Genomic DNA, 18720 nt, shown 5'->3' with positions numbered 1-18720 from the left:
GTCGCCCGCCCGGGGCCCGCACCCCGGAACTCCCAACGTTCCGGAGCACCCCGGAACACCGCGAACCCCGCGAACCCCGAAAAAGAGGATCTTCCTGATGAGCACCACGTCCCGTCTTCGCACCCTCGGTGACCGTCTCGCCGGACCGGGCCAGCCCGTGTACATCACCGGCGAGATCGGCATCAACCACAACGGTGACCTGGACAACGCCTTCGCGCTGATCGACGCCGCCGCCGACGCCGGCTGCGACGCCGTCAAGTTCCAGAAGCGGACCCCCGAGGTCTGCACCCCGCGCGACCAGTGGGAGATCGAGCGCGACACCCCCTGGGGCCGCATGACGTACATCGACTACCGGCACCGCGTCGAGTTCGACGAGGACGGCTACCGGCAGATCGACGAGCACTGCAAGAAGCGCGGCATCGCCTGGTTCGCCTCCCCGTGGGACGAGGAGTCCGTCGCCTTCCTGGAGAAGTTCGACGTCCCCTGCTACAAGGTGGCCTCCGCCTCGCTGACCGACGACGGCCTGCTGCGCGCCATGCGCGCCACCGGCCGCACCGTCATCCTCTCGACGGGCATGTCCACCCCGAAGCAGATCCGGCACGCGGTGGAGGTGCTCGGCAGCGACAACATCCTGCTCTGCCACGCCACCAGCACCTACCCGGCGAAGGCCGAGGAGCTCAACCTGCGCGTGATCAACACGCTGCAGGCCGAGTACCCGAACGTGCCGATCGGCTACTCCGGCCACGAGACCGGTCTGCAGACCACCCTCGCCGCCGTCGCCCTCGGCGCCGCCTTCGTCGAGCGCCACATCACCCTCGACCGCGCCATGTGGGGCTCCGACCAGGCCGCCTCCGTCGAGCCGCAGGGCCTGCAGCGCCTGGTCCGCGACATCCGCGTCGTGGAGGAGGCGCTCGGTGACGGCGTCAAGAAGGTCTACGAGAGCGAGCTCGGCCCCATGAAGAAGCTGCGCCGGGTCGCCGGGGTCGTCGCCGAGGGCGCCGACCGCGAACCCGCGACGGTCTGAGACCGGGAGGTCGGCCGCGGTGAGCAGATCCCGTACGGACGGGGGGACGGACGGGGCGGCGGACGGCGTGACGGGCGGCGGCAGCGGCGCCCGTGACGGCCGGCCGGCCCCGGCGGCGGAGCGCCCCCGCGCGCTCCGCCGCCGGGCCGCCCGGCGCGCCGCCACGGAGCCGGACGGGCCCGGCAGCGGGGAGACGCTCGCCTTCGTCGAAAGCCCCGTCCAGCTCCTGAACGTCCTGGAGTGGCTGCACGCGCACCTCGGCCGGGGCGCCGGGGGGCCGGCCGGGGTCACCGTCGTGGTGCTGTCCAACAACGACCCCATGACCCGCGGCCAGCTGCGGCGGATGGCCGAACTCGCCCGCGAGGAAGGGGTGGGCGTGCGCTGGGAGGACGCGCGCGGCGGCGCGTCGGCCCCCCTGCGCACCGTGGGGTCGCTCTCCGGCGCTCTCCGGCGCGCACGCCGGGTCGTCATCGGCGATCCGTTCTCGCGCTATGTGCAACTGCTGCTGACGCTCACCGGCGCGCCGGAGATCGTCGTCGTGGACGACGGCACGGCCACCATGGAGTTCGTCGCCCAATTGGCCCGCGGGGAACGCCTGGTGCGCTGGCACCGCAGTGGCAGGGGCGGCATCGGGGGGTTGCGCGACGCCGTGTACGCGCCCGTCTCGGCCGCCGCCCGCCGTCGGCTCACCCCGCGCGGCGGGCGGTCCGTCGAGGTGTTCAGCTCGATGCCCGTCGAGGTGCCGGACGGCATCACCCTCGGCACCAACGACTTCGCCTGGACGCGCCACCGCTTCGGGCCGCCCGCGCTCACCCGGGGCGCCGACCTGGTCGGCACCAACCTGGCCGAGACCGGTGTGGTCGACACGGAGCACTACATCCGCGCCGTCACCGCCCTGGCCCGCGAGCACGGTGCCACCCGGTACTTCGCCCACCGCAGGGAGAGCACGGAGAAACTCCACCGGCTGGCGGACGAGGCGGGGCTGGAGATCGTCCGGCCCGAGCTGCCGCTGGAGCTGATCGCGCGCCGGGGCCCCATCGGGCGCAGCGTCGTCAGCTTTCCCTCCACGGTGCTGCACACGCTGCCGCTCGCGCTCGCGGGCACGGGAGTGCGGGTGTCGGCCTGTGACATCGACCCCGGGTGGCTGACGGAGAGCGCCTCGCCCCGGGCGGAGGGGTTTCTCGCGGTGGTCACGGGGACGGCCCGCGATGTGCACCGGCTGCGCTCGGCCCCGTCGGCCGGGCAGTGACTGTCAGCCGGGCGGTGAGCCGGGGCGATGGGAACGGGAACGGTGCCCGGTCACCCGGCCGGTTCCCCCTCCGGCCGCCCGCTCACCCGTGCGGTCTCACATGCCGGGCAGCGGCCGCAGATGGGTATCAAAGCTGGCTACCCCCCAGATGCTGCGGTTATGCGGCGCGGACCCGTTTTTTCTTCCCCTGACGGGTTGAACTTTTACTGATCGACAGGCGACGGCAGGTCCAACGGCCGTACCCTGCACAGGGTGAACCATGTGATGTCCCCCGAGCCCGACGCCGAGCTGTCCGCGGACGACGCCGCGGAACCCCACGCTCCGGGATCCGGAACGGCACCCACCGCGGCGGCCGTGTCCGCCCGGATCGCCGCCGCCGGCCCCCGGATGCCCGGCACGCTGCCCGACGCCCTCTTCGCCGAGCTCGTCGCGTTCCGCCGGGATCTCCACATGCACCCGGAGCTGGGCAACCAGGAGTTCCGCACCACGGCCGCGGTCAAGGCGCGGCTGGAGCACGCGGGTCTCGCCCCGAGAGTGCTCCCGGCCGGCACCGGGCTCGTCTGCGACGTCGGCTCCGCACCGGCCCAGGACGGAGACGCCGCAGCCGCAGCCGCAGCCACGGTGGCCCCGGGCACGGACCCCGCCCCGGGCACGGACCGTCCCGTCCTGGCGCTGCGCGCGGACCTCGACGCGCTGCCGATCCCGGATACCAAGACGGTCTCGTACCGTTCGACGATCCCGCACCGGGCCCACGCCTGCGGTCACGACGTGCACACCACGGTCGTCCTCGGCGCCGGGCTGGTCCTCGCCGCGCTGGCCCGCGAGGGCCGGCTGCCGCACCCGGTGCGGCTGATCTTCCAGCCCGCCGAGGAGGTGCTGCCCGGCGGCGCGCCCGACGCCATCGAGGCGGGTGTGCTGGACGGGGTCGGCCGCATCCTGGCCCTGCACTGCGACCCCCGGGTGGACGCGGGCCGGATCGGCCTGCGCACCGGTCCGATCACCTCGGCCTGCGACCGGCTGGAGGTCTCCCTCGACGGCCCGGGCGGGCACACCGCCCGTCCGCATCTCACCACCGATCTGGTGACGGCCGCCGCGAAGGTGGCCACCGAGGTGCCCGCTCTCCTCGCCCGCCGGGTCGACACCCGCTCCGGGCTCGTCGTGACCTGGGGCCGGCTGGAGACGGGGCACGCCTGCAACGTCATCCCGCAGCACGCCGAGCTGTCCGGCACGGTCCGCTGCCTGGACCTGCCGGCCTGGCGGGCGGCGCCCGACCTGGTGCACGCCGCGATCGACGAGATCGCCACCCTCGGCGGGGCCAAGTCGGAGATCAACTACGTCCGCGGGGTGCCGCCGGTGGTCAACGAGTACGGCGCCACCGAACTGCTGGCCGACGCGATGACCGCGCGCCGCGGGGCGGACGCCGTCGAGGACACCGAGCAGAGCCTGGGCGGCGAGGACTTCTCCTGGTACCTGGAGCGGGTCCCGGGCGCCATGGCCCGGCTGGGCGTGCGGCGGCCCGGGGACACCTCGCGCCGCGATCTGCACTGCGGCGACTTCGACGTCGACGAGAACGCGATCCGGGTCGGCGTCGAGCTGTTCACCGCCGCTGCGCTGCTGGACGGACACCGTCCGTAAGCACGCAACACGCCGTCCACATACTGGTCGACACCACTTCGCGTCGATCCGATAACGGCTGCGGAAGAGGCGATTTCCCGGCATCTACGCGCGTTACGATGCGAAAAAGCCAGCGCCGTTGCCAGGCGCTCGTCCTACACAGCGCCGCCCCACGGCAGCGCTCGTCCTAAGGGGAAGTCCTCGTGCGCCGGGTAACCAAGATCGCTGCCGCGGGTATGGCCTCCGCGGCTCTCATGCTCACCACCGCCGCCTGCGGTGAGTCCTCGACGGAGTCGGGCGGCAAGGAGAAGGGCGTCGGCCTCGCCTTCGACGTGGGCGGCCGTGACGACCACTCGTTCAACGAGTCGGCGGCCCGCGGTGTCGACAAGGCCAAGGACGAGCTGGGCGTCGACGCCAAGCTGATGACGGCCAAGAACAACGAGACCGAGGCCGACCGCGAGCAGCGGCTGTCCTCCCTCGCGGAGGCCGGCTACAACCCGGTCATAGGTGTCGGCTTCAACTACGGCAAGTCGATCGAGAAGGTCGCCAAGCAGTTCCCGGACACCACCTTCGGCGTCGTCGACTCCGTGTCCGAGGGCAAGAACGTCGACAGCATGGTCTTCTCCGAGCACGAGGGCTCCTACCTCGCCGGAGTGGCGGCCGCGCTCAAGTCCAAGACCGGCAAGGTCGGCTTCATCGGCGGCGTGAACAACGCGCTCATCCAGAAGTTCGAGGCCGGCTTCGTCCAGGGCGCGCAGGACACCAAGAAGGACATCGAGGTCTTCCCGGAGTACCTCTACCCGAACAACGACAAGGGCTTCAACGACCCGGCCGCCGCCAAGGCGAAGGCCAAGGGCATGCTCGACCGCGGCATCGACGTCATCTACACCGCGGCCGGCCAGTCCGGCGCGGGCTCGATCGAGGCCATCGCGGGCAAGAAGGACACCTGGGCGATCGGCGTCGACTCCGACCAGTACCAGCAGCCGGGTCTGGCGAAGTACAAGGACTCGATCCTGACCTCCGTGGTCAAGAACGTCGACGTGGCGGTCTTCGACCTCATCAAGAGCGTCGAGGACGGCAAGCCGCTGACCGGCGTCAACGCCTACACCCTGAAGGAGGACGGCGTCAGCCTCGCCACCTCCGGCGGCTTCATCGACGACATCCAGCCGAAGATCGACGCCGCCAAGGAGAAGATCGTCGGCGGCGAGGTCAAGGTCGACGAGCAGCCGAAGCGCTGACACCGGCTTCCGTCGCGGGATCCCCGGGCCCGGGGAAGGTCCGACCTTCTCCGGGCCCGTGTACGGACGGGATGCTACGCGCGTAGCATGGTGGGGCGGGGTAGCTTCGCTACTGTCCCCCCGAACGCTTGTGTCCCTCCCACCTCGCCCGGCCGGTCCCGGCCGGCGCCCCCGTCCCGCTCCCTTCTCCGAGGAGAGTGCGCCATCAAAGCGTCCAGCAGCAGTTCACGGGCGGACAGCGCCCCCGCGGTCGAACTGCACGGCATCACCAAGCGATTCCCCGGCGTCGTCGCCAACCACGACGTCGACATCACCGTCCGCCGCGGCACCGTCCACGCGCTCGTCGGTGAGAACGGCGCCGGCAAGTCCACCCTGATGAAGATCCTCTACGGCATGCAGAAGCCGGACGAGGGGACCATCTCCGTCGACGGCGAGCAGGTGTCCTTCCACAGCCCGGGCGACGCCATCGCCCGCGGCATCGGCATGGTGCACCAGCACTTCATGCTGGCCGACAACCTCACCGTCCTCGAGAACGTCGTCCTCGGCGCCGAGAAGCTGCACGGCATCGCCGGCCGGGCCCGCGCCCGGATCATGGAGATCTCGGACGCGTACGGCCTGGGCGCCCGCCCGGACGTCCTCGTCGAGGACCTGGGGGTCGCCGACCGCCAGCGCGTGGAGATCCTCAAGGTCCTCTACCGCGGCGCCCGCACGCTCATCCTCGACGAGCCGACGGCCGTTCTCGTGCCGCAGGAGGTCGACGCGCTGTTCGACAACCTCCGCGAGCTCAAGGCCGAGGGCCTGACCGTCATCTTCATCTCCCACAAGCTGGGCGAGGTGCTGTCCGTCGCCGACGACATCACCGTCATCCGGCGCGGCACCACCGTCGCCTCGGTCAAGCCGGCCGACGTGACGCGGAAGCAGCTCGCCGAACTGATGGTCGGCAGTGAACTCCCCTCGCCGGAGACGCGCGAGTCCACGGTCACCGACGTGCCGATGCTGACGGTCGACTCCCTCAGCCTGTCGGCCACCGACCCCGACGGCGTGGTGCGGGCCGTGCTCGACGACGTCTCCTTCGCCATCCACCGGGGCGAGGTCCTGGGCATCGCCGGAGTGGAGGGCAACGGCCAGGCCGAACTGGTCCAGGCGATCATGGGCATGCGGATACCCGACGGCGGCAGCGTCGTGCTGGACGGTGCGGACGTCACCCACGCCCCCACCCGCAAGCGCCGCGAGGGCGGCATCGGCTACATCCCCGAGGACCGCCAGCGGCACGGCCTGCTGCTGGAGGCCCCGCTCTGGGAGAACCGCATCCTCGGACACGTGACCGAACGCCCCAACAGCAAGGGCGGCCTGCTCGACATCAAGGCCGCCCGTGCCGACACCCAGCGGATCGTCCGGGAGTACGACGTCCGCACCCCCGGCATCGACGTCACCGCGGCCAGCCTCTCCGGTGGCAACCAGCAGAAGCTGATCGTCGGCCGCGAGATGAGCCACGACCCCAAGCTGCTGATCGCCGCGCACCCCACCCGGGGCGTGGACGTCGGCGCCCAGGCGCAGATCTGGGACGCGATCCGGGCCGCGCGCCGCGAGGGCCTGGCCGTGCTGCTGGTCTCGGCCGACCTCGACGAGCTGATCGGCCTCTCCGACACCCTGCGGGTGATGTTCCGCGGCCGCCTGGTCGCCGACGCCGACCCCGCGACCATCACCCCCGAGGAGTTGGGCTCGGCCATGACCGGCGCCGCCAGCGGCACCCTGCAGCCGTCCGCCGACCGCGACGGCGAACCGCACGAGTCCCGTGGGGAGGACGAGGCATGAGCACCACCACCCCCGCCCCGCAGGGGACCGGAGGGGCCGGGGCCCCGGCGGTCCGGTCCCGGGCCGCCGTCGACTGGCACCGGGTGGGCCTCGGCGTCGCCGCCCCGCTGCTGGCCATCGTCGCGGCCCTGGCCATCACCTCGTTGATCTTCCTGACGACCGGTGACAACCCGTTCCGAGCCTTCTCGATCATGGTCGAGTACGGCTCCAAGAGCGACAGCCAGATCGTCATCGTCAACAAGGCGATCCCGTACTTCCTGTCCGCGCTGGCCGTCGCCATCGGCTTCCGGATGAACCTCTTCAACATCGGTGTGGACGGCCAGTACCGCATCGCCGCCTTCTTCGCCGCCGTCGTCGGCGGGGCGCTGGCGCTGCCGGGCATCGTCCAGATCCCGGTGATCATGATCGTCGCGATGATGGTCGGCGCCCTCTGGTCCGGCATCGCCGGCCTGCTGAAGACCACCCGCGGCGTCAGCGAGGTCATCAGCACCATCATGCTGAACGCCATCGCCGGCGCGATCATCGGCTACTTCCTCCAGGACGGCCGGCTCGCGGTCCGCGACGGCAACATCATCCACACCGAGCCGATCCCCGAATCCGCGCACTTCTTCGAGATCCCGACCGGGCAGGCCCCGGTCAACGGCTTCATCGTCGTCGCGGTGATCGTCGGCGTCCTGTACTGGTTCCTGCTGAACCGCACCCGGTTCGGCTTCGACCTGCGCACCGTGGGACGCTCCGAATCGGCCGCGCAGGCCGGCGGCGTCAGCGTCGGCCGCATGGTCGTCACCAGCATGCTCCTCTCCGGCCTCGTGGCCGGCCTGGTCGGCATGCCGACGCTGCTGGGCGAGTCGTACAACTTCGGCACCGACTTCCCCAACGGCATCGGCTTCACCGGCATCGCCATTGCCCTGCTCGGCCGGAACCACCCGGTGGGCATCGCGCTCGGCGCGCTGCTCTGGGGCTTCCTGGAGCGCACCGGCGGCCGGCTCGAATTCGAGGGCTACGCCCAGGAGATCGTCGGCGTGATGCAGGGCGTGATCGTCCTCTGCGTCGTCATCGCCTATGAAGTCGTCCGCCGCTACGGCCTGCGGACCCAGCAGCGCAAGGTCGGCGAACGCCTCGCCGCCGAGGCCCGGGACAACGGGAAGACCGAGAAGGCGGAGGTGTCCGCGTGAGCACGAACCTCACAGCCGCGGTCGCTAAGGGACTGAGCGGCAGGAACGGCAAGCAGGACGGCAAGCGGGAGCGCCGCAGGCTGTCGTACCCGGTGGTCCTGCTGATCATCGCCGGTGTGCTGCTGCTCCTCTCCGTCCTGCGCGCCTGGACCGGCGCGGGCGACCTCACCTCCTCCGGCCAGTACGGGGGCGCGCTGATCGCCGCCGTGCCGATCGGCCTCGCCGGGCTCGGCGGCCTCTGGGCCGAGCGCGCGGGCGTCATCAACATCGGCCTCGAGGGCATGATGATGCTCGGCACCTTCTGCGCCGGCTGGGCCGGTTACCAGTACGGGCCGTGGGCCGCCGCGCTGGCGGGTGTCATCGGCGGTCTCCTCGGCGGACTGATCCACGCCATCGCCACCGTCTCCTTCGGCGTGGACCACATCATCTCCGGTGTGGCGATCAACATCCTGGCGCTGGGCGTCACCCAGTACCTCGCCAAGCTGCTGTTCGGCGCCGAGGGCTCCGAGGCGGCCGCCGCGGGCGGCAACGACAAGCAGTCGCCGCCGATGGACGACATGTCGACGTTCTCCGTCCCGCTGCTCTCCGACGGGCTGGGCACGCTGGAGAAGAAGGACTGGTTCCTGCTCTCCGACGCCGCGGGCATCCTCCGCGGCCTGACCACCAACGTCTCCTGGCTGACCCTGGTCGCCGCGGGTCTCTTCGTCGGCACCTTCTTCGTCCTGTGGCGCTCCTCCTTCGGACTGCGGCTGCGCTCCTGCGGTGAGAACCCGACCGCCGCCGAGTCGCTCGGCGTCAACGTCTACACGTACAAATACGCGGCGCTGCTGGTCTCCGGCGGGCTCGCGGGCCTGGGCGGGGCGTTCATGGCCATCGGCGTGCACTTCTACTCCGACGGCCAGACCGGCGGGCGCGGCTACATCGGCCTCGCCACGATGATCTTCGGCAACTGGCGGCCGGGCGGCGTCGCGATGGGCGCGGGCCTCTTCGGCTTCATGGACAGCCTCCAGCTGCGCGGCGGCGGCGACACCGTCCACGCGCTGCTGCTGCTGGCCGTGGTGCTGCTGGTCGCCGTCACCCTGTGGAAGCTGCGGGCCACCAGCCGCCGCACCGCCGCGATCAGCGCGGTCTTCGCGGTGCTGCTCGTGCTCTGGTACGCCTTCACCGAGACGGTGCCGCGCGAGTTCGTCGAGGCCACCCCGTACGTCGCCACGCTGCTGGTGCTCGCACTGGCGGCCCAGCGGCTGCGGCCCCCCAAGGCCATCGGCCGTACCTACCAGAAGGGCCAGGGCAAGTAAGTGACCGCTGTCCCCGTCCGGGAAACCGACTGGGAAGCCCTGCGGGGCGCGGCCCGGGACGTCATGTCCCGGGCCTACGCCCCCTACTCCGGCTTCCCCGTGGGTGCCGCCGCCCTCGCGGCCGACGGCCGCACCGTGACCGGCTGCAATGTGGAGAACGCCGCCTACGGGGTCGCGCTCTGCGCCGAGTGCGGCCTGATCTCGGACCTCGTCGCGGGCGGCGGCGGCCGGCTCACCGCCTTCACCTGCTGCGGCCGGGACGGCGAACGGCTGATGCCCTGCGGCCGCTGCCGCCAGCTGCTGTGGGAGCACGGCGGCCCGGACCTGCTCGTGGACACCCCGTCCGGCATCCGCCCGATGAGCGAGGTGCTGCCGGACGCCTTCGGCGCGGAGGACCTGGCGCGCCTCGGCCGCCCGTCGGGCGGCGATCACCAGGAAGAAGAAGCGAACTGATGGAACCCATGGACGCCGTCTCCGTCATCCGGACCAAGCGCGACAAGGGCCGGCTGACCGACGCCCAGATCGACTGGGTCATCGACGCCTACACCCGCGGGGAGGTCGCGGACGAGCAGATGTCCGCGCTCGCCATGGCGATCCTGCTCAACGGCATGGACCGCGCGGAGACCGCCCGCTGGACCGCCGCCATGATCGCCTCCGGTGAGCGGATGGACTTCTCCGCGCTGTCCAGCCCCACCGCGGACAAGCACTCCACCGGCGGCGTGGGCGACAAGATCACCCTGCCGCTGGCGCCGCTGGTCGCCGCCTGCGGCGCCGCCGTGCCGCAGCTCTCCGGCCGCGGCCTCGGCCACACCGGCGGCACCCTCGACAAGCTGGAGTCGGTCCCCGGCTGGCGGGCGTCGCTGTCCAACGCCGAGATGATGGCCGTGCTGCGGGAAGCCGGCGCCGTCATCTGCGCGGCGGGCGACGGACTCGCCCCGGCCGACAAGAAGCTGTACGCCCTGCGCGACGTCACCGGCACCGTCGAGGCGATACCGCTGATCGCCGCCTCGATCATGTCCAAGAAGATCGCCGAGGGCACGGGCTCCCTGGTGCTGGACGTGAAGGTGGGCTCCGGCGCCTTCATGAAGAACCTCGCCGACGCCCGCGAACTGGCCGCCACCATGGTCGGCCTCGGCACCGACCACGGGGTGCGGACCACCGCCCTGCTCACCGGCATGGCCACCCCGCTCGGCCGCACCGCGGGCAACGCCCTCGAAGTCCGGGAATCCGTGGAGGTGCTGGCGGGCGGCGGCCCGGCGGACGTGGTCGAGCTGACCCTGGCGCTGGCCCGCGAGATGCTCGACGCGGCCGGTCTGCCGGACGCCGACCCGGCGAAGGCGCTGGCCGACGGCTCCGCCATGGACCACTGGCGCCGCATGATCACCGCCCAGGGCGGCGACCCGGACGCGCCGCTCCCGGTCTCCCGCGAGCAGCACGTCGTGACCGCCTCCGCCTCGGGCGTGCTCACGGTCCTCGACGCCCACGCGGTCGGCGTGGCCGCCTGGCGCCTCGGCGCGGGCCGGGCCCGCAAGGAGGACCCGGTGCAGGCCGCCGCGGGCATCGAGATGCACGCCAAGCCGGGCGCGGAGGTCACCGCGGGGCAGCCGCTGCTGACCCTGCACACCGACACCCCGGAGCGCTTCGGCTACGCCCTGGAGGCCCTCGGCGGCGCCGCGGAGATCGCGCCCCCGGGCACGGCGTACGAGCCGTCCCCGATCGTGCTGGAGCGCATCGCCCCGGACGCCTGAGACGGCCCGAAGACCGCCCGTACAGGGGCTGGGCCCCACCCCGCCCCGTACGGGTGAAAGGGACCGGTGGACCCGCACCGGTCCCTTTCGGCATGCTGGGATCGGTGACGCACCGAATGAGGAGACCGCCGTGAGCGCACTCACCGTCGACCACCAGTCCGGCAACGGCTACGAGTGGGACGACCTCGTCCGCTTCTGGAAGGAGACGGACGCCCCCGAGGGCTGCAGGGTGGAGATCATCGAGGGGATCATCACCGTGTCACCGCCGCCGGGCAACCTGCACAACACCACCGCTGCCAAGCTGCAGCGCATGCTCTACCAGGTGCTCCCGGAGAACTGGGAGATCTTCCAGACCCAGGGGCTGTCCGTGCCCGAGCGGTCGGGACTGTACATTCCCGATCTGGCCGTGATCCCCCTGGAGTCGATGAAGCGCCCCGGCCACGCCGTACCGGCCGACGAGGCGGAGCTGGTCGTGGAGATCACCTCCAGCGGCAACGCCAACCACGACAGAGTCAGCAAAGTGCACGGCTACGCGCGGGCGGGAGTCCCGCTGTACCTGCTGCTGGACCCGTGGCACTCCGGGGAACCGACGGCGACGCTGTACGGGCGGCCCGAGAGCGGAACGTACCGCCTTCTGGCGACAGTCGTGTACGGCGAGGAGATCGAACTGCCGGAGCCGTTCGGTCTCACCATCGACACGGGTGTCTTCCCGGTGGACTGATGGTGGATTGACTCCCGTCTCCGCTCCGCGGCACACGCGGGGCCCTTCCTCGCCGCCGGCCGGGAAGGGCCCCGCGCCGGCCGGCGTCAGGACCGCGCGTACACCGCCGGGTGCGCCGCCCGGCAGCGGCGCTCCGCCAGGGCCCTGCGGGTGGCGTACACCGTGATGCCCGCCGCCGCGACCACCGCCGCCAGCCCGAGAGCCACCGTGCCCGGCCAGCCCGCCGCGTGGTACGCCAGGGCGCCCACCGCGCCGCCCGCGCTGGAGCCCACGTAGTACGCGGCCTGGTACAGCGCCGACGCCTGCGCCCGGCCCGTGCGTGCCGACCGGCTGACGGAGGACGAGGCCACCGCGTGGCCCGCGAAGAAGCCCGCCGTGACGAGCACCAGCCCGGCGAGGACCGCCGCGATCGCGTCGGCCAGGCTGACCAGGAGCCCCGCCGCCGTCGTCACCACCGCCGCGTAGAGCGCGCCGCGCCGCCCCAGCCGGGCGACGAGCCGGCCCGCGGTGGCGGACGCCGCCGTCCCCACCAGGTAGATGAGGAAGACCGAACCGGCGATGCCCTGGGGCAGTCCGAACGGCTCGTCGGCCAGCCGGTAGCCGATCACCGTGTAGACCGCGCCGAAGACGGTCATGAAGAGCGCGCCGATCGCGTACAGCCGGCGCAGCAGCGGATCCGAGAGGTGCCCGCCGACGGTCCGCAGCAGGGCCCGCGGGCCGGCCTCGGCCGGGGTGAAGTGCGCGGCCCGGGGCACCAGCAGCCGGAAGACGGCCGTGCAGACCACCGCGAGCAGGGCGATCGCGCCCAGGGCCGCCCGCCAGCCCCACAGCTGGGCGACCCAGCCGGTCACGATCCGGCCGGACATGCCGCCGATGCTGTTGCCCGCCACGAACAGCCCGACCGCCCCGACCAGCGCCTTCGCCCACACCTCCTCGGCCAGGAAGGCCATCGCGGAGGCGGGCACCCCGGCGAGCGCCACACCCTGGACCGTGCGCAGCGCCACGAGCGTGCCGAGGTCCGGGGCGAAGGGGACCGCCAGCGCAATGAGCGCGGCGGCCGTCAGCGAGCCGGTCATCAGCGCCCGCCGCCCGAAGCGCTCGGAGAGCGCGCTCAGCGGCAGCACCGCCAGCGCCAGCCCGAGGGTGGCGCCGGAGACGGTCCAGCTCGCCGCGTCGGGTGTGACCCGCAGATCGGCCGAGATGGCGGGGAGCAGCGCCTGGGTGGAGTAGAGCAGGGCGAAGGTCGCGACACCGGCGGCGAAGAGGGCGAGGCTGAGGCGCCGGTAACCGGGGCCGCCGGGGTGGAGCCCGGTGGCACCGGCACCGGAGTCGGCACCGGCACCGGCGGTGGCGCGGGGCGTGGAAGGGCCGGGAGCGGAGGGGGACGTCGGGTCGGCGGCGCCCGCGCGGATCACGGCGGACGCCCCGGTATCGGCGGGAGACATACCGGAACCGTAGGCACCCGCGGTTTAATGCGTCCAATGCACGGATTCCGGGAAAACGATGCACTGCTGCATGAGGAGAGCTGAGAGGCGCGCGTGTCACCGAACAGGAACGAAAAAGACATGCCGGTGACCACCGGAGGCATCCCCGCGCCGGACACCGCTGCCGCCGGGCTGGAGGCCGGGTCCTGGCCGGCGCTGCTCGCGCCGCGCCTGGCGCAGTTCGCGGGCGTCGCCCGGTACGAGCACGTCACGCGGGCGGCGGAGGAGCTGGCCGTACCGCAGTCCACCCTGAGCCGGGCCATGGTCCGGCTGGAACAGGACCTCGGGGTCGCGCTCTTCGCCCGGCACGGCCGGACGGTGTCGCTGACCCCCGCGGGCCGGACCTTCCTCCGTTCCGTGGAACGGGCCCTCGCCGAGGTCGAGCGCGCCGCGGAGTCCGTGCGGGCCGACGCCGATCCGGCCGCGGGCAAGGTCGCCTTCGGCTTCCTCCACACGCTCGGCCCGGAGACCGTGCCCGGCCTGATCCGGGCCTTCCGCGCCGACCACCCCCGGGTCCGCTTCCAGCTCGTCCAGAACTACGGGGAGGCGATGCTCGAACGGCTCCGCACGGGCGAACTCGACCTGTGCCTCACCGCACCGGTCCCGGACGCGCCGGACCTGGTGGCCCGGCGGCTGGACGAGCAGCGGCTGCGGCTGGTCGTCCCGGACCACCACCGGCTGGCCGGGCGCAAGCGCGTGCGGCTCGCGGAGGCGGCCGAGGAGGTCTTCGTCACGCTCGAACCCGGGTACGGGCTGCGCCTCATCACCGACGCGCTGTGCGCGGAGGCGGGCTTCAAGCCGCGGGTGGCGTTCGAGGGGGAGGAGGCCGAGACGTTGCGGGGGCTGGTGGCCGCCGGCCTGGGTGTCGCGCTGCTGCCGCCGCCGGCGGTACCGCGACCGGGGGTGGCCGAGCTGACGGTCACGGCGCCGCGCGCGGTACGCGAGATCGGCGTGGCCTGGCTGGACGGCCATCCGGACACACCCCCGGTGGCCGCCTTCAAGCGCTTCCTCCTCTCCCGCCGCGGCCGTCTGCTGCCCCGCTGAGCCGGGGGTGGGGGGTGCGGGGACGGCTCGCGGAGGACAGCCCCGCGCGGAGGGCCCCACCCGGCCGGAGGGTCTCACCCCCGCCGGAGGCGCCCCGCCCGGGCCCCGGGCACGGCGGCCCTGAATCCCACCGCGAGCGGCATCCGCAGCCCCAGCGGCGGCGGGGCCGCCAGCGCGTCCTCCAGCGGGCGGGAGAACCCGCGCTCGAAGAGCGACCCCAGCACGAAGTCCGCGGCCAGCGCCCGGACTTCGGCGCGGTGCTGCTGGAGCCGGTGCCCGTCCGAGTGGACCTCGAAGCGGCAGACGTCGCGGTTGGCCTTCTTCACACGCTGCGCGTAGCGGTAGGACTGCTCGGGGTCGGACCGCTCGTCGTTCGTGCCGTGCACCAGCAGCACCCGGCGCCCCGCCAGTTGCTTCACGGGGTCGGGGCCGGGTGCGTCCCTGCCTTCGGCCGGGAGCCACGGGGCCAGCGCCAGGACGCAGCCGACCCCCGGCCGGCCGGCGGCGAGCAGCGCGGCCCGGGCGCCCATGCCCGTCCCGGCCAGGCAGACGGGTATGTCGCCGTAGCGCCGCACGACCTCGTCGACGGCCCACGCGGCGTCCTCCGCCGGATGGGCCGCGGAACCGTTCCAGCCCCGGCAGCGGTAGCGGACGCCGTGGACGACGAGCCCTTCGTCGTGCCCCGCGCGGGCGAGGTGGCGGGCGAGCGGCAGCACGGCCGCCGCCGTCAGCGGGGACTGCCGTTCGGTGCCCGCGGGCGGGCCGTCCGCCAGCAGTACGACGGCTCCGCTCACCGCCGTTCTCCGCCCGGTCGTCCCCACCGCCCGTCCCAACCGGGCACCCCGCGCCGGCACTGCTTGCTGAGCCATGACAGAACCTTGGCAGAAGACGGGGTGTACTCCACCGCACGGAGAGGTCACCGTTCTGCATCCATCACCGCGCCCACCGGCCGCTTCCCGGCCGGCCGCGGCGGGACGGCAGCGGATCTACGCGCGTAGGAGTTAGAGTACGGAGATGACGGAGACGACGAACCAGACCCGAGGCAGGACCCCCGGCGCGGACCAGATCCGCCGCGCCCCGAAGGTGCTGCTCCACGACCACCTCGACGGAGGCCTCCGCCCCGCCACCGTCGTCGAACTCGCCCGCGAACAGGGGTACGAGGGCCTGCCGGAGACCGAGCCCGCCGCGCTCGGCCGCTGGTTCCGCGAGGCCGCGGACTCCGGCTCGCTGGAGCGCTACCTGGAGACCTTCGCCCACACCTGTGCCGTCATGCAGACCCGGGAGGCGCTGTTCCGGGTGGCCGCGGAGTGCGCCGAGGACCTCGCCGCCGACGGCGTCGTCTACGCCGAGGTCCGGTACGCGCCCGAGCAGCACCTGACCGGCGGGCTCGGCCTGGAGGAGGTTGTCGAGGCCGTCAACGAGGGCTTCCGGGAGGGGGAACGCCGGGCCCGGGAGAACGGGCACCGCATCCGCGTCGGCGCCCTGCTGACCGCGATGCGGCACGCCGCCCGCTCCCTGGAGATCGCCGAACTCGCCAACCGCTACCGCGACCTGGGCGTCGTCGGCTTCGACATCGCGGGCGCCGAGGCCGGCTTCCCGCCCACCCGCCACCTCGACGCCTTCGAGTACCTCAAGCGGGAGAACAACCACTTCACCATCCACGCGGGCGAGGCGTTCGGCCTGCCGTCCATCTGGCAGGCGCTCCAGTGGTGCGGCGCCGACCGGCTCGGCCACGGTGTCCGCATCATCGACGACATCCAGGTCGCCGGGGACGGCACGGCGAAGCTCGGGCGGCTCGCGGCCTACGTCCGTGACAAGCGCGTCCCGCTGGAGCTGTGCCCGACCTCCAACCTCCAGACGGGCGCCGCGGAGTCGTACCGCGAGCACCCCATCGGCGTCCTGCGGGAGCTGGGTTTCCGCGCCACGGTCAACACCGACAACCGGCTCATGAGCGGGACGAGCATGAGCACCGAGTTCGAGCGGCTGGTGGAGGCGTTCGGCTACACCCTCGACGACATGCAGTGGTTCACGGTGAACGCCATGAAGTCCGCCTTCATCCCGTTCGACGAACGGCTCGCCATGATCAATGACGTGATCAAGCCCGGCTATGCCGAGCTGAAGTCCGAATGGCTCTTCCGCGAGACGGGCGGCGGCGCCGCGCAGGGCTGAGGGGGCGTGCGGGCCGCACGGCCGGGGCGGGACGGCTCGGCGGCGGCCCGCCCCGCCGGGCGGAGGACATGCGGGGGCCGCGGGGGCGACGCGCCCGGCCGTTGATTGCGGTCATCCCTGCGGGTGGCTACCTTGCGCATGCATTCGGTAGCGGAGCGTACGTACAGGCTTCTGTGTGTCCGCCGATTCGCTCCACCTCCCCCCAGCAGAGGATGTATGTCGATGAAGCAGGTAACCTCCCGGATCTTCCGGGCCGCCGTGCTCGGTGTCGGCTTCGCCGTCGCCGGTGCCGGCGCCGCCGTGGCCACGCCGGTCGACTCCATGGCGCCCACCACCCGCCAGGCCCCGCAGCAGAGCACCGGCCTGATGGCGGACGAGACCACCGGAGCCGAGCGCACCGCGAGCGACCGCGACCAGAGCCGGACCGGCAGCGGCCAGGAGTGCGGCGGATGCCACCACGACAAGGGCAAGCACCACAAGGGCAAGCACCACAAGGGGCACGACAAGGGGAAGCACCACAAGGGGCACAAGGGTCACCACAAGGGGAAGCACCACCACGGCCACAAGGGTGAGCACCACCAGGGCAAGCACCACCACGGCCACAAGGGCGAGCACCACAACGCCCGTCACCACGACCACCACCAGGGTGGCCACCACGGATCCCCCTACGCGGACCAGGGCCGTGACCAGCGGGCCGCCGAGAGCCGTGACACCGCGCACCGCGCCGGTCACAGCGACTCCGGTTCGGCTCCCCGGATGAACGCGCCCATGAGCCCCGCTCAGGGCCAGGCCGCGCCCATGAGCCCGGCCCAGGGCCAGGCCGCGCCCATGAGCCCCGCTCAGGGTCAGGCCGCGCCCATGAGCCCGGCCCAGGGTCAGGCCGCGCCGGCCCGTTCCGCGCAGGGCCAGGCCGGCTCGCCCCGCACCCTGCCCGCGCAGGACAGCCGGGCCCAGGGCATGAACGGCATGCTGGGCCGGCTGCTCGGAGGCCTGTCGCTCTGACCCCGCCGGGCCGCCCGCCCGGAACCGGGCGGCCCGCGGGGCAGCAGGGCGGCGGAACGACCGCAGAACGGCGAGGAGGGGGCGCGCACCCGGTTCACGGGTACGCGCCCCCTCCTCTCATGTGTGTCGCCGGGTCGATTCCGGTGCCGGTGCCGTGCCGGACGGGCCGGAACCGGCCCGCCGGGCGGGTCACCAGGTCTGCTGCGCGTGGCTCTTCTCGGACGGCAGAAGTGCCCACAGCGCCACGTAGAGCAGGAACTGCGGGCCCGGCAGCAGGCAGGAGGCCAGGAAGATCACCCGCATCGTGGTCGGGGTGGTGCCGAAGCGCCGTGCCAGCGCTGCACACACCCCACCGATCATGCGGTTGTCGCGAGGGCGGACCAGGGCGCTCATGGGGACTCCTTCGTGAGCCGTCGAGTGTGTCGTGCGATATCTCGACCGTATGCCCACGAAGGGGATGAAACATCCGTCCAGGGGACCGCACCGACCCGGGGAATCCTCAGGGCCGGACCCTGAGACGGCTCCTCCGCGGGGAGACCGCCGGGGCGTCCCGGGGAGGCGGGTCCGGCCGGCGACACCCGGCCGGCCCGCTCGCACAGCCGCCGCAGCCACCCCCGGAGCGTCGGTACCAGGGCCAGATGGGCCAGGGCGATGCCGAGCGTGTGCAGGACCAGCGAGTCCACGTCCAGCGTGCGGCCCGAGAGATTGGTCTGGAGCAGCGCCAGACCGAGCGACACCATGACGCCGGTGAAGACCGTGCGGGTGAGCGAGGACAGCAGCGGCACCTCCAGCCGTCCGGCGGCCCAGGGCAGCAGGACGCCCAGCGGTGCCAGCAGCAGCAGGGCGCCGCCGAGGTGCTGGACGGCGGGCCAGAACCCGAGCGCCAGTTCGGCGCGGACCGTGGCCAGCGGCTGCAGATGGGCGGCGGTCACCCAGGGCAGCGCCGGCGGGCGCAGCGCGGTCCATGCCACGTACAGCAGGTGGGCGAACAGGAGGACGAGTCCCGTCGCGCGGAAGCGGAAGGCGGCACGGGCGCCGCAGCCATGGCGCTGCACGCCGGGGAGGACGCGGCGCCGGGTCCGCGCGGTTCCGGCGGCCGGACGAGGCCGTTCTGTTGCCCCGGTCACACCGGGTCATGC

The 18720-nt window shown here is 72.9% G+C and carries 17 protein-coding genes; 13 read left to right on the top strand and 4 right to left on the bottom strand.

All coding sequences use genetic code 11. The annotated features are described in order from the left end of the window. The first annotated feature begins 97 nt into the window (after positions 1-97). From SXIN_RS11465 to SXIN_RS11420, 10 genes are all read left to right on the top strand, one after another. Positions 98-1024 carry an N-acetylneuraminate synthase family protein gene (locus tag SXIN_RS11465; RefSeq protein ID WP_019710398.1) on the top strand — a complete coding sequence of 309 codons (927 nt, stop codon included), beginning with the start codon at positions 98-100 and terminating at the stop codon, positions 1022-1024. Positions 1025-1250: 226 nt separating this feature from the next. Next, a complete protein-coding gene (locus tag SXIN_RS11460) occupies positions 1251-2273 on the top strand; it encodes a hypothetical protein (RefSeq protein ID WP_238153957.1) in 1023 nt (340 codons plus the stop codon). A gap of 387 nt (positions 2274-2660) precedes the next feature. Further along, positions 2661-3908 (top strand): amidohydrolase, encoded by a 1248-nt coding sequence (locus SXIN_RS11455; RefSeq protein WP_050930983.1) that lies wholly within the window; start codon positions 2661-2663, stop codon positions 3906-3908. 182 nt (positions 3909-4090) lie between these two features. After that, positions 4091-5125 carry a BMP family lipoprotein gene (locus SXIN_RS11450; protein ID WP_019710395.1) on the top strand — a complete coding sequence of 345 codons (1035 nt, stop codon included), beginning with the start codon at positions 4091-4093 and terminating at the stop codon, positions 5123-5125. Between the two features lie 87 nt (positions 5126-5212). Then, positions 5213-6940, top strand: a complete 1728-nt coding sequence (locus SXIN_RS11445; RefSeq protein WP_019710394.1) for an ABC transporter ATP-binding protein — start codon at positions 5213-5215, stop codon at positions 6938-6940. Then, positions 6937-8115 (top strand): ABC transporter permease, encoded by a 1179-nt coding sequence (locus SXIN_RS11440; protein ID WP_019710393.1) that lies wholly within the window; start codon positions 6937-6939, stop codon positions 8113-8115. The genes SXIN_RS11445 and SXIN_RS11440 overlap by 4 nt, the downstream gene beginning before the upstream one ends. Next, positions 8112-9413, top strand: coding sequence for an ABC transporter permease (locus SXIN_RS11435; protein ID WP_019710392.1), 1302 nt, complete (start codon positions 8112-8114; stop codon positions 9411-9413). Before SXIN_RS11440 ends, SXIN_RS11435 begins: the two co-directional genes overlap by 4 nt. Positions 9414-9476: 63 nt before the next feature. Next, positions 9477-9866, top strand: a complete 390-nt coding sequence (locus SXIN_RS11430) for a cytidine deaminase (RefSeq protein ID WP_050930977.1) — start codon at positions 9477-9479, stop codon at positions 9864-9866. An 8-nt stretch (positions 9867-9874) separates the two neighbouring features. Continuing rightward, positions 9875-11161 (top strand): thymidine phosphorylase, encoded by a 1287-nt coding sequence (locus tag SXIN_RS11425; protein WP_039822683.1) that lies wholly within the window; start codon positions 9875-9877, stop codon positions 11159-11161. 130 nt (positions 11162-11291) lie between these two features. Continuing rightward, positions 11292-11882 (top strand): Uma2 family endonuclease, encoded by a 591-nt coding sequence (locus SXIN_RS11420; RefSeq protein WP_019710389.1) that lies wholly within the window; start codon positions 11292-11294, stop codon positions 11880-11882. Between the two features lie 86 nt (positions 11883-11968). Here SXIN_RS11420 and SXIN_RS11415 read toward each other — a convergent pair whose 3' ends face one another. Further along, a complete protein-coding gene (locus SXIN_RS11415) occupies positions 11969-13327 on the bottom strand; it encodes an MFS transporter (protein ID WP_095756945.1) in 1359 nt (452 codons plus the stop codon). A 120-nt stretch (positions 13328-13447) separates the two neighbouring features. Between SXIN_RS11415 and SXIN_RS11410 the strand changes: the two genes are divergently transcribed. Further along, a complete protein-coding gene (locus SXIN_RS11410; protein WP_019710388.1) occupies positions 13448-14410 on the top strand; it encodes a LysR family transcriptional regulator in 963 nt (320 codons plus the stop codon). Positions 14411-14484: 74 nt separating this feature from the next. On the opposite strand, the gene SXIN_RS11405 is transcribed toward SXIN_RS11410, so the two are convergent. After that, entirely contained in the window at positions 14485-15279 is a 795-nt protein-coding gene (locus SXIN_RS11405; RefSeq protein ID WP_095756944.1) for a prolyl oligopeptidase family serine peptidase, read from the bottom strand. 145 nt (positions 15280-15424) lie between these two features. On the opposite strand from SXIN_RS11405, the gene SXIN_RS11400 reads away from it, so the two are divergent. Both SXIN_RS11400 and SXIN_RS11395 read left to right on the top strand, forming a co-directional pair. Further along, positions 15425-16579 (top strand): adenosine deaminase, encoded by a 1155-nt coding sequence (locus tag SXIN_RS11400; protein ID WP_019710386.1) that lies wholly within the window; start codon positions 15425-15427, stop codon positions 16577-16579. A gap of 222 nt (positions 16580-16801) precedes the next feature. Next, positions 16802-17581 (top strand): hypothetical protein, encoded by a 780-nt coding sequence (locus SXIN_RS11395; RefSeq protein WP_095756943.1) that lies wholly within the window; start codon positions 16802-16804, stop codon positions 17579-17581. A 189-nt stretch (positions 17582-17770) separates the two neighbouring features. Here the strand turns inward: SXIN_RS11395 and SXIN_RS11390 are convergent, their stop codons facing one another. Both SXIN_RS11390 and SXIN_RS11385 read right to left on the bottom strand, forming a co-directional pair. Beyond that, a complete protein-coding gene (locus SXIN_RS11390) occupies positions 17771-17974 on the bottom strand; it encodes a PspC domain-containing protein (RefSeq protein ID WP_019710385.1) in 204 nt (67 codons plus the stop codon). Further along, the gene (locus SXIN_RS11385; protein WP_019710384.1) at positions 17971-18636 is read right to left on the bottom strand and encodes a VanZ family protein; all 666 of its coding nucleotides are present in this window, start codon (positions 18634-18636) and stop codon (positions 17971-17973) included. The genes SXIN_RS11390 and SXIN_RS11385 overlap by 4 nt, the downstream gene beginning before the upstream one ends. Positions 18637-18720: the final 84 nt, after the last annotated feature.

Origin of the sequence: Streptomyces xinghaiensis S187 (assembly GCF_000220705.2) — a bacterium.
GTDB lineage: Bacteria > Actinomycetota > Actinomycetes > Streptomycetales > Streptomycetaceae > Streptomyces > Streptomyces xinghaiensis.
This window is presented reverse-complemented; position numbering and strand designations above follow the sequence as displayed.

Bases quoted from the DNA above. Each gene is read 5' to 3' on its own strand.
- SXIN_RS11465 (WP_019710398.1), top strand. From the start codon at position 98: ATGAGCACCACGTCCCGTCTTCGCACCCTCGGTGACCGTCTCGCCGGA.
- SXIN_RS11455 (WP_050930983.1), top strand. From the start codon at position 2,661: ATGCCCGGCACGCTGCCCGACGCCCTCTTCGCCGAGCTCGTCGCGTTC.
- SXIN_RS11445 (WP_019710394.1), top strand. From the start codon at position 5,213: ATGGTGGGGCGGGGTAGCTTCGCTACTGTCCCCCCGAACGCTTGTGTC.
- SXIN_RS11440 (WP_019710393.1), top strand. From the start codon at position 6,937: ATGAGCACCACCACCCCCGCCCCGCAGGGGACCGGAGGGGCCGGGGCC.
- SXIN_RS11430 (WP_050930977.1), top strand. From the start codon at position 9,477: ATGTCCCGGGCCTACGCCCCCTACTCCGGCTTCCCCGTGGGTGCCGCC.
- SXIN_RS11425 (WP_039822683.1), top strand. From the start codon at position 9,875: ATGGACGCCGTCTCCGTCATCCGGACCAAGCGCGACAAGGGCCGGCTG.
- SXIN_RS11415 (WP_095756945.1), bottom strand. From the start codon at position 13,327: ATGTCTCCCGCCGATACCGGGGCGTCCGCCGTGATCCGCGCGGGCGCC.
- SXIN_RS11410 (WP_019710388.1), top strand. From the start codon at position 13,448: ATGCCGGTGACCACCGGAGGCATCCCCGCGCCGGACACCGCTGCCGCC.
- SXIN_RS11405 (WP_095756944.1), bottom strand. From the start codon at position 15,279: ATGGCTCAGCAAGCAGTGCCGGCGCGGGGTGCCCGGTTGGGACGGGCG.
- SXIN_RS11400 (WP_019710386.1), top strand. From the start codon at position 15,425: ATGACGGAGACGACGAACCAGACCCGAGGCAGGACCCCCGGCGCGGAC.
- SXIN_RS11395 (WP_095756943.1), top strand. From the start codon at position 16,802: ATGAAGCAGGTAACCTCCCGGATCTTCCGGGCCGCCGTGCTCGGTGTC.
- SXIN_RS11390 (WP_019710385.1), bottom strand. From the start codon at position 17,974: ATGAGCGCCCTGGTCCGCCCTCGCGACAACCGCATGATCGGTGGGGTG.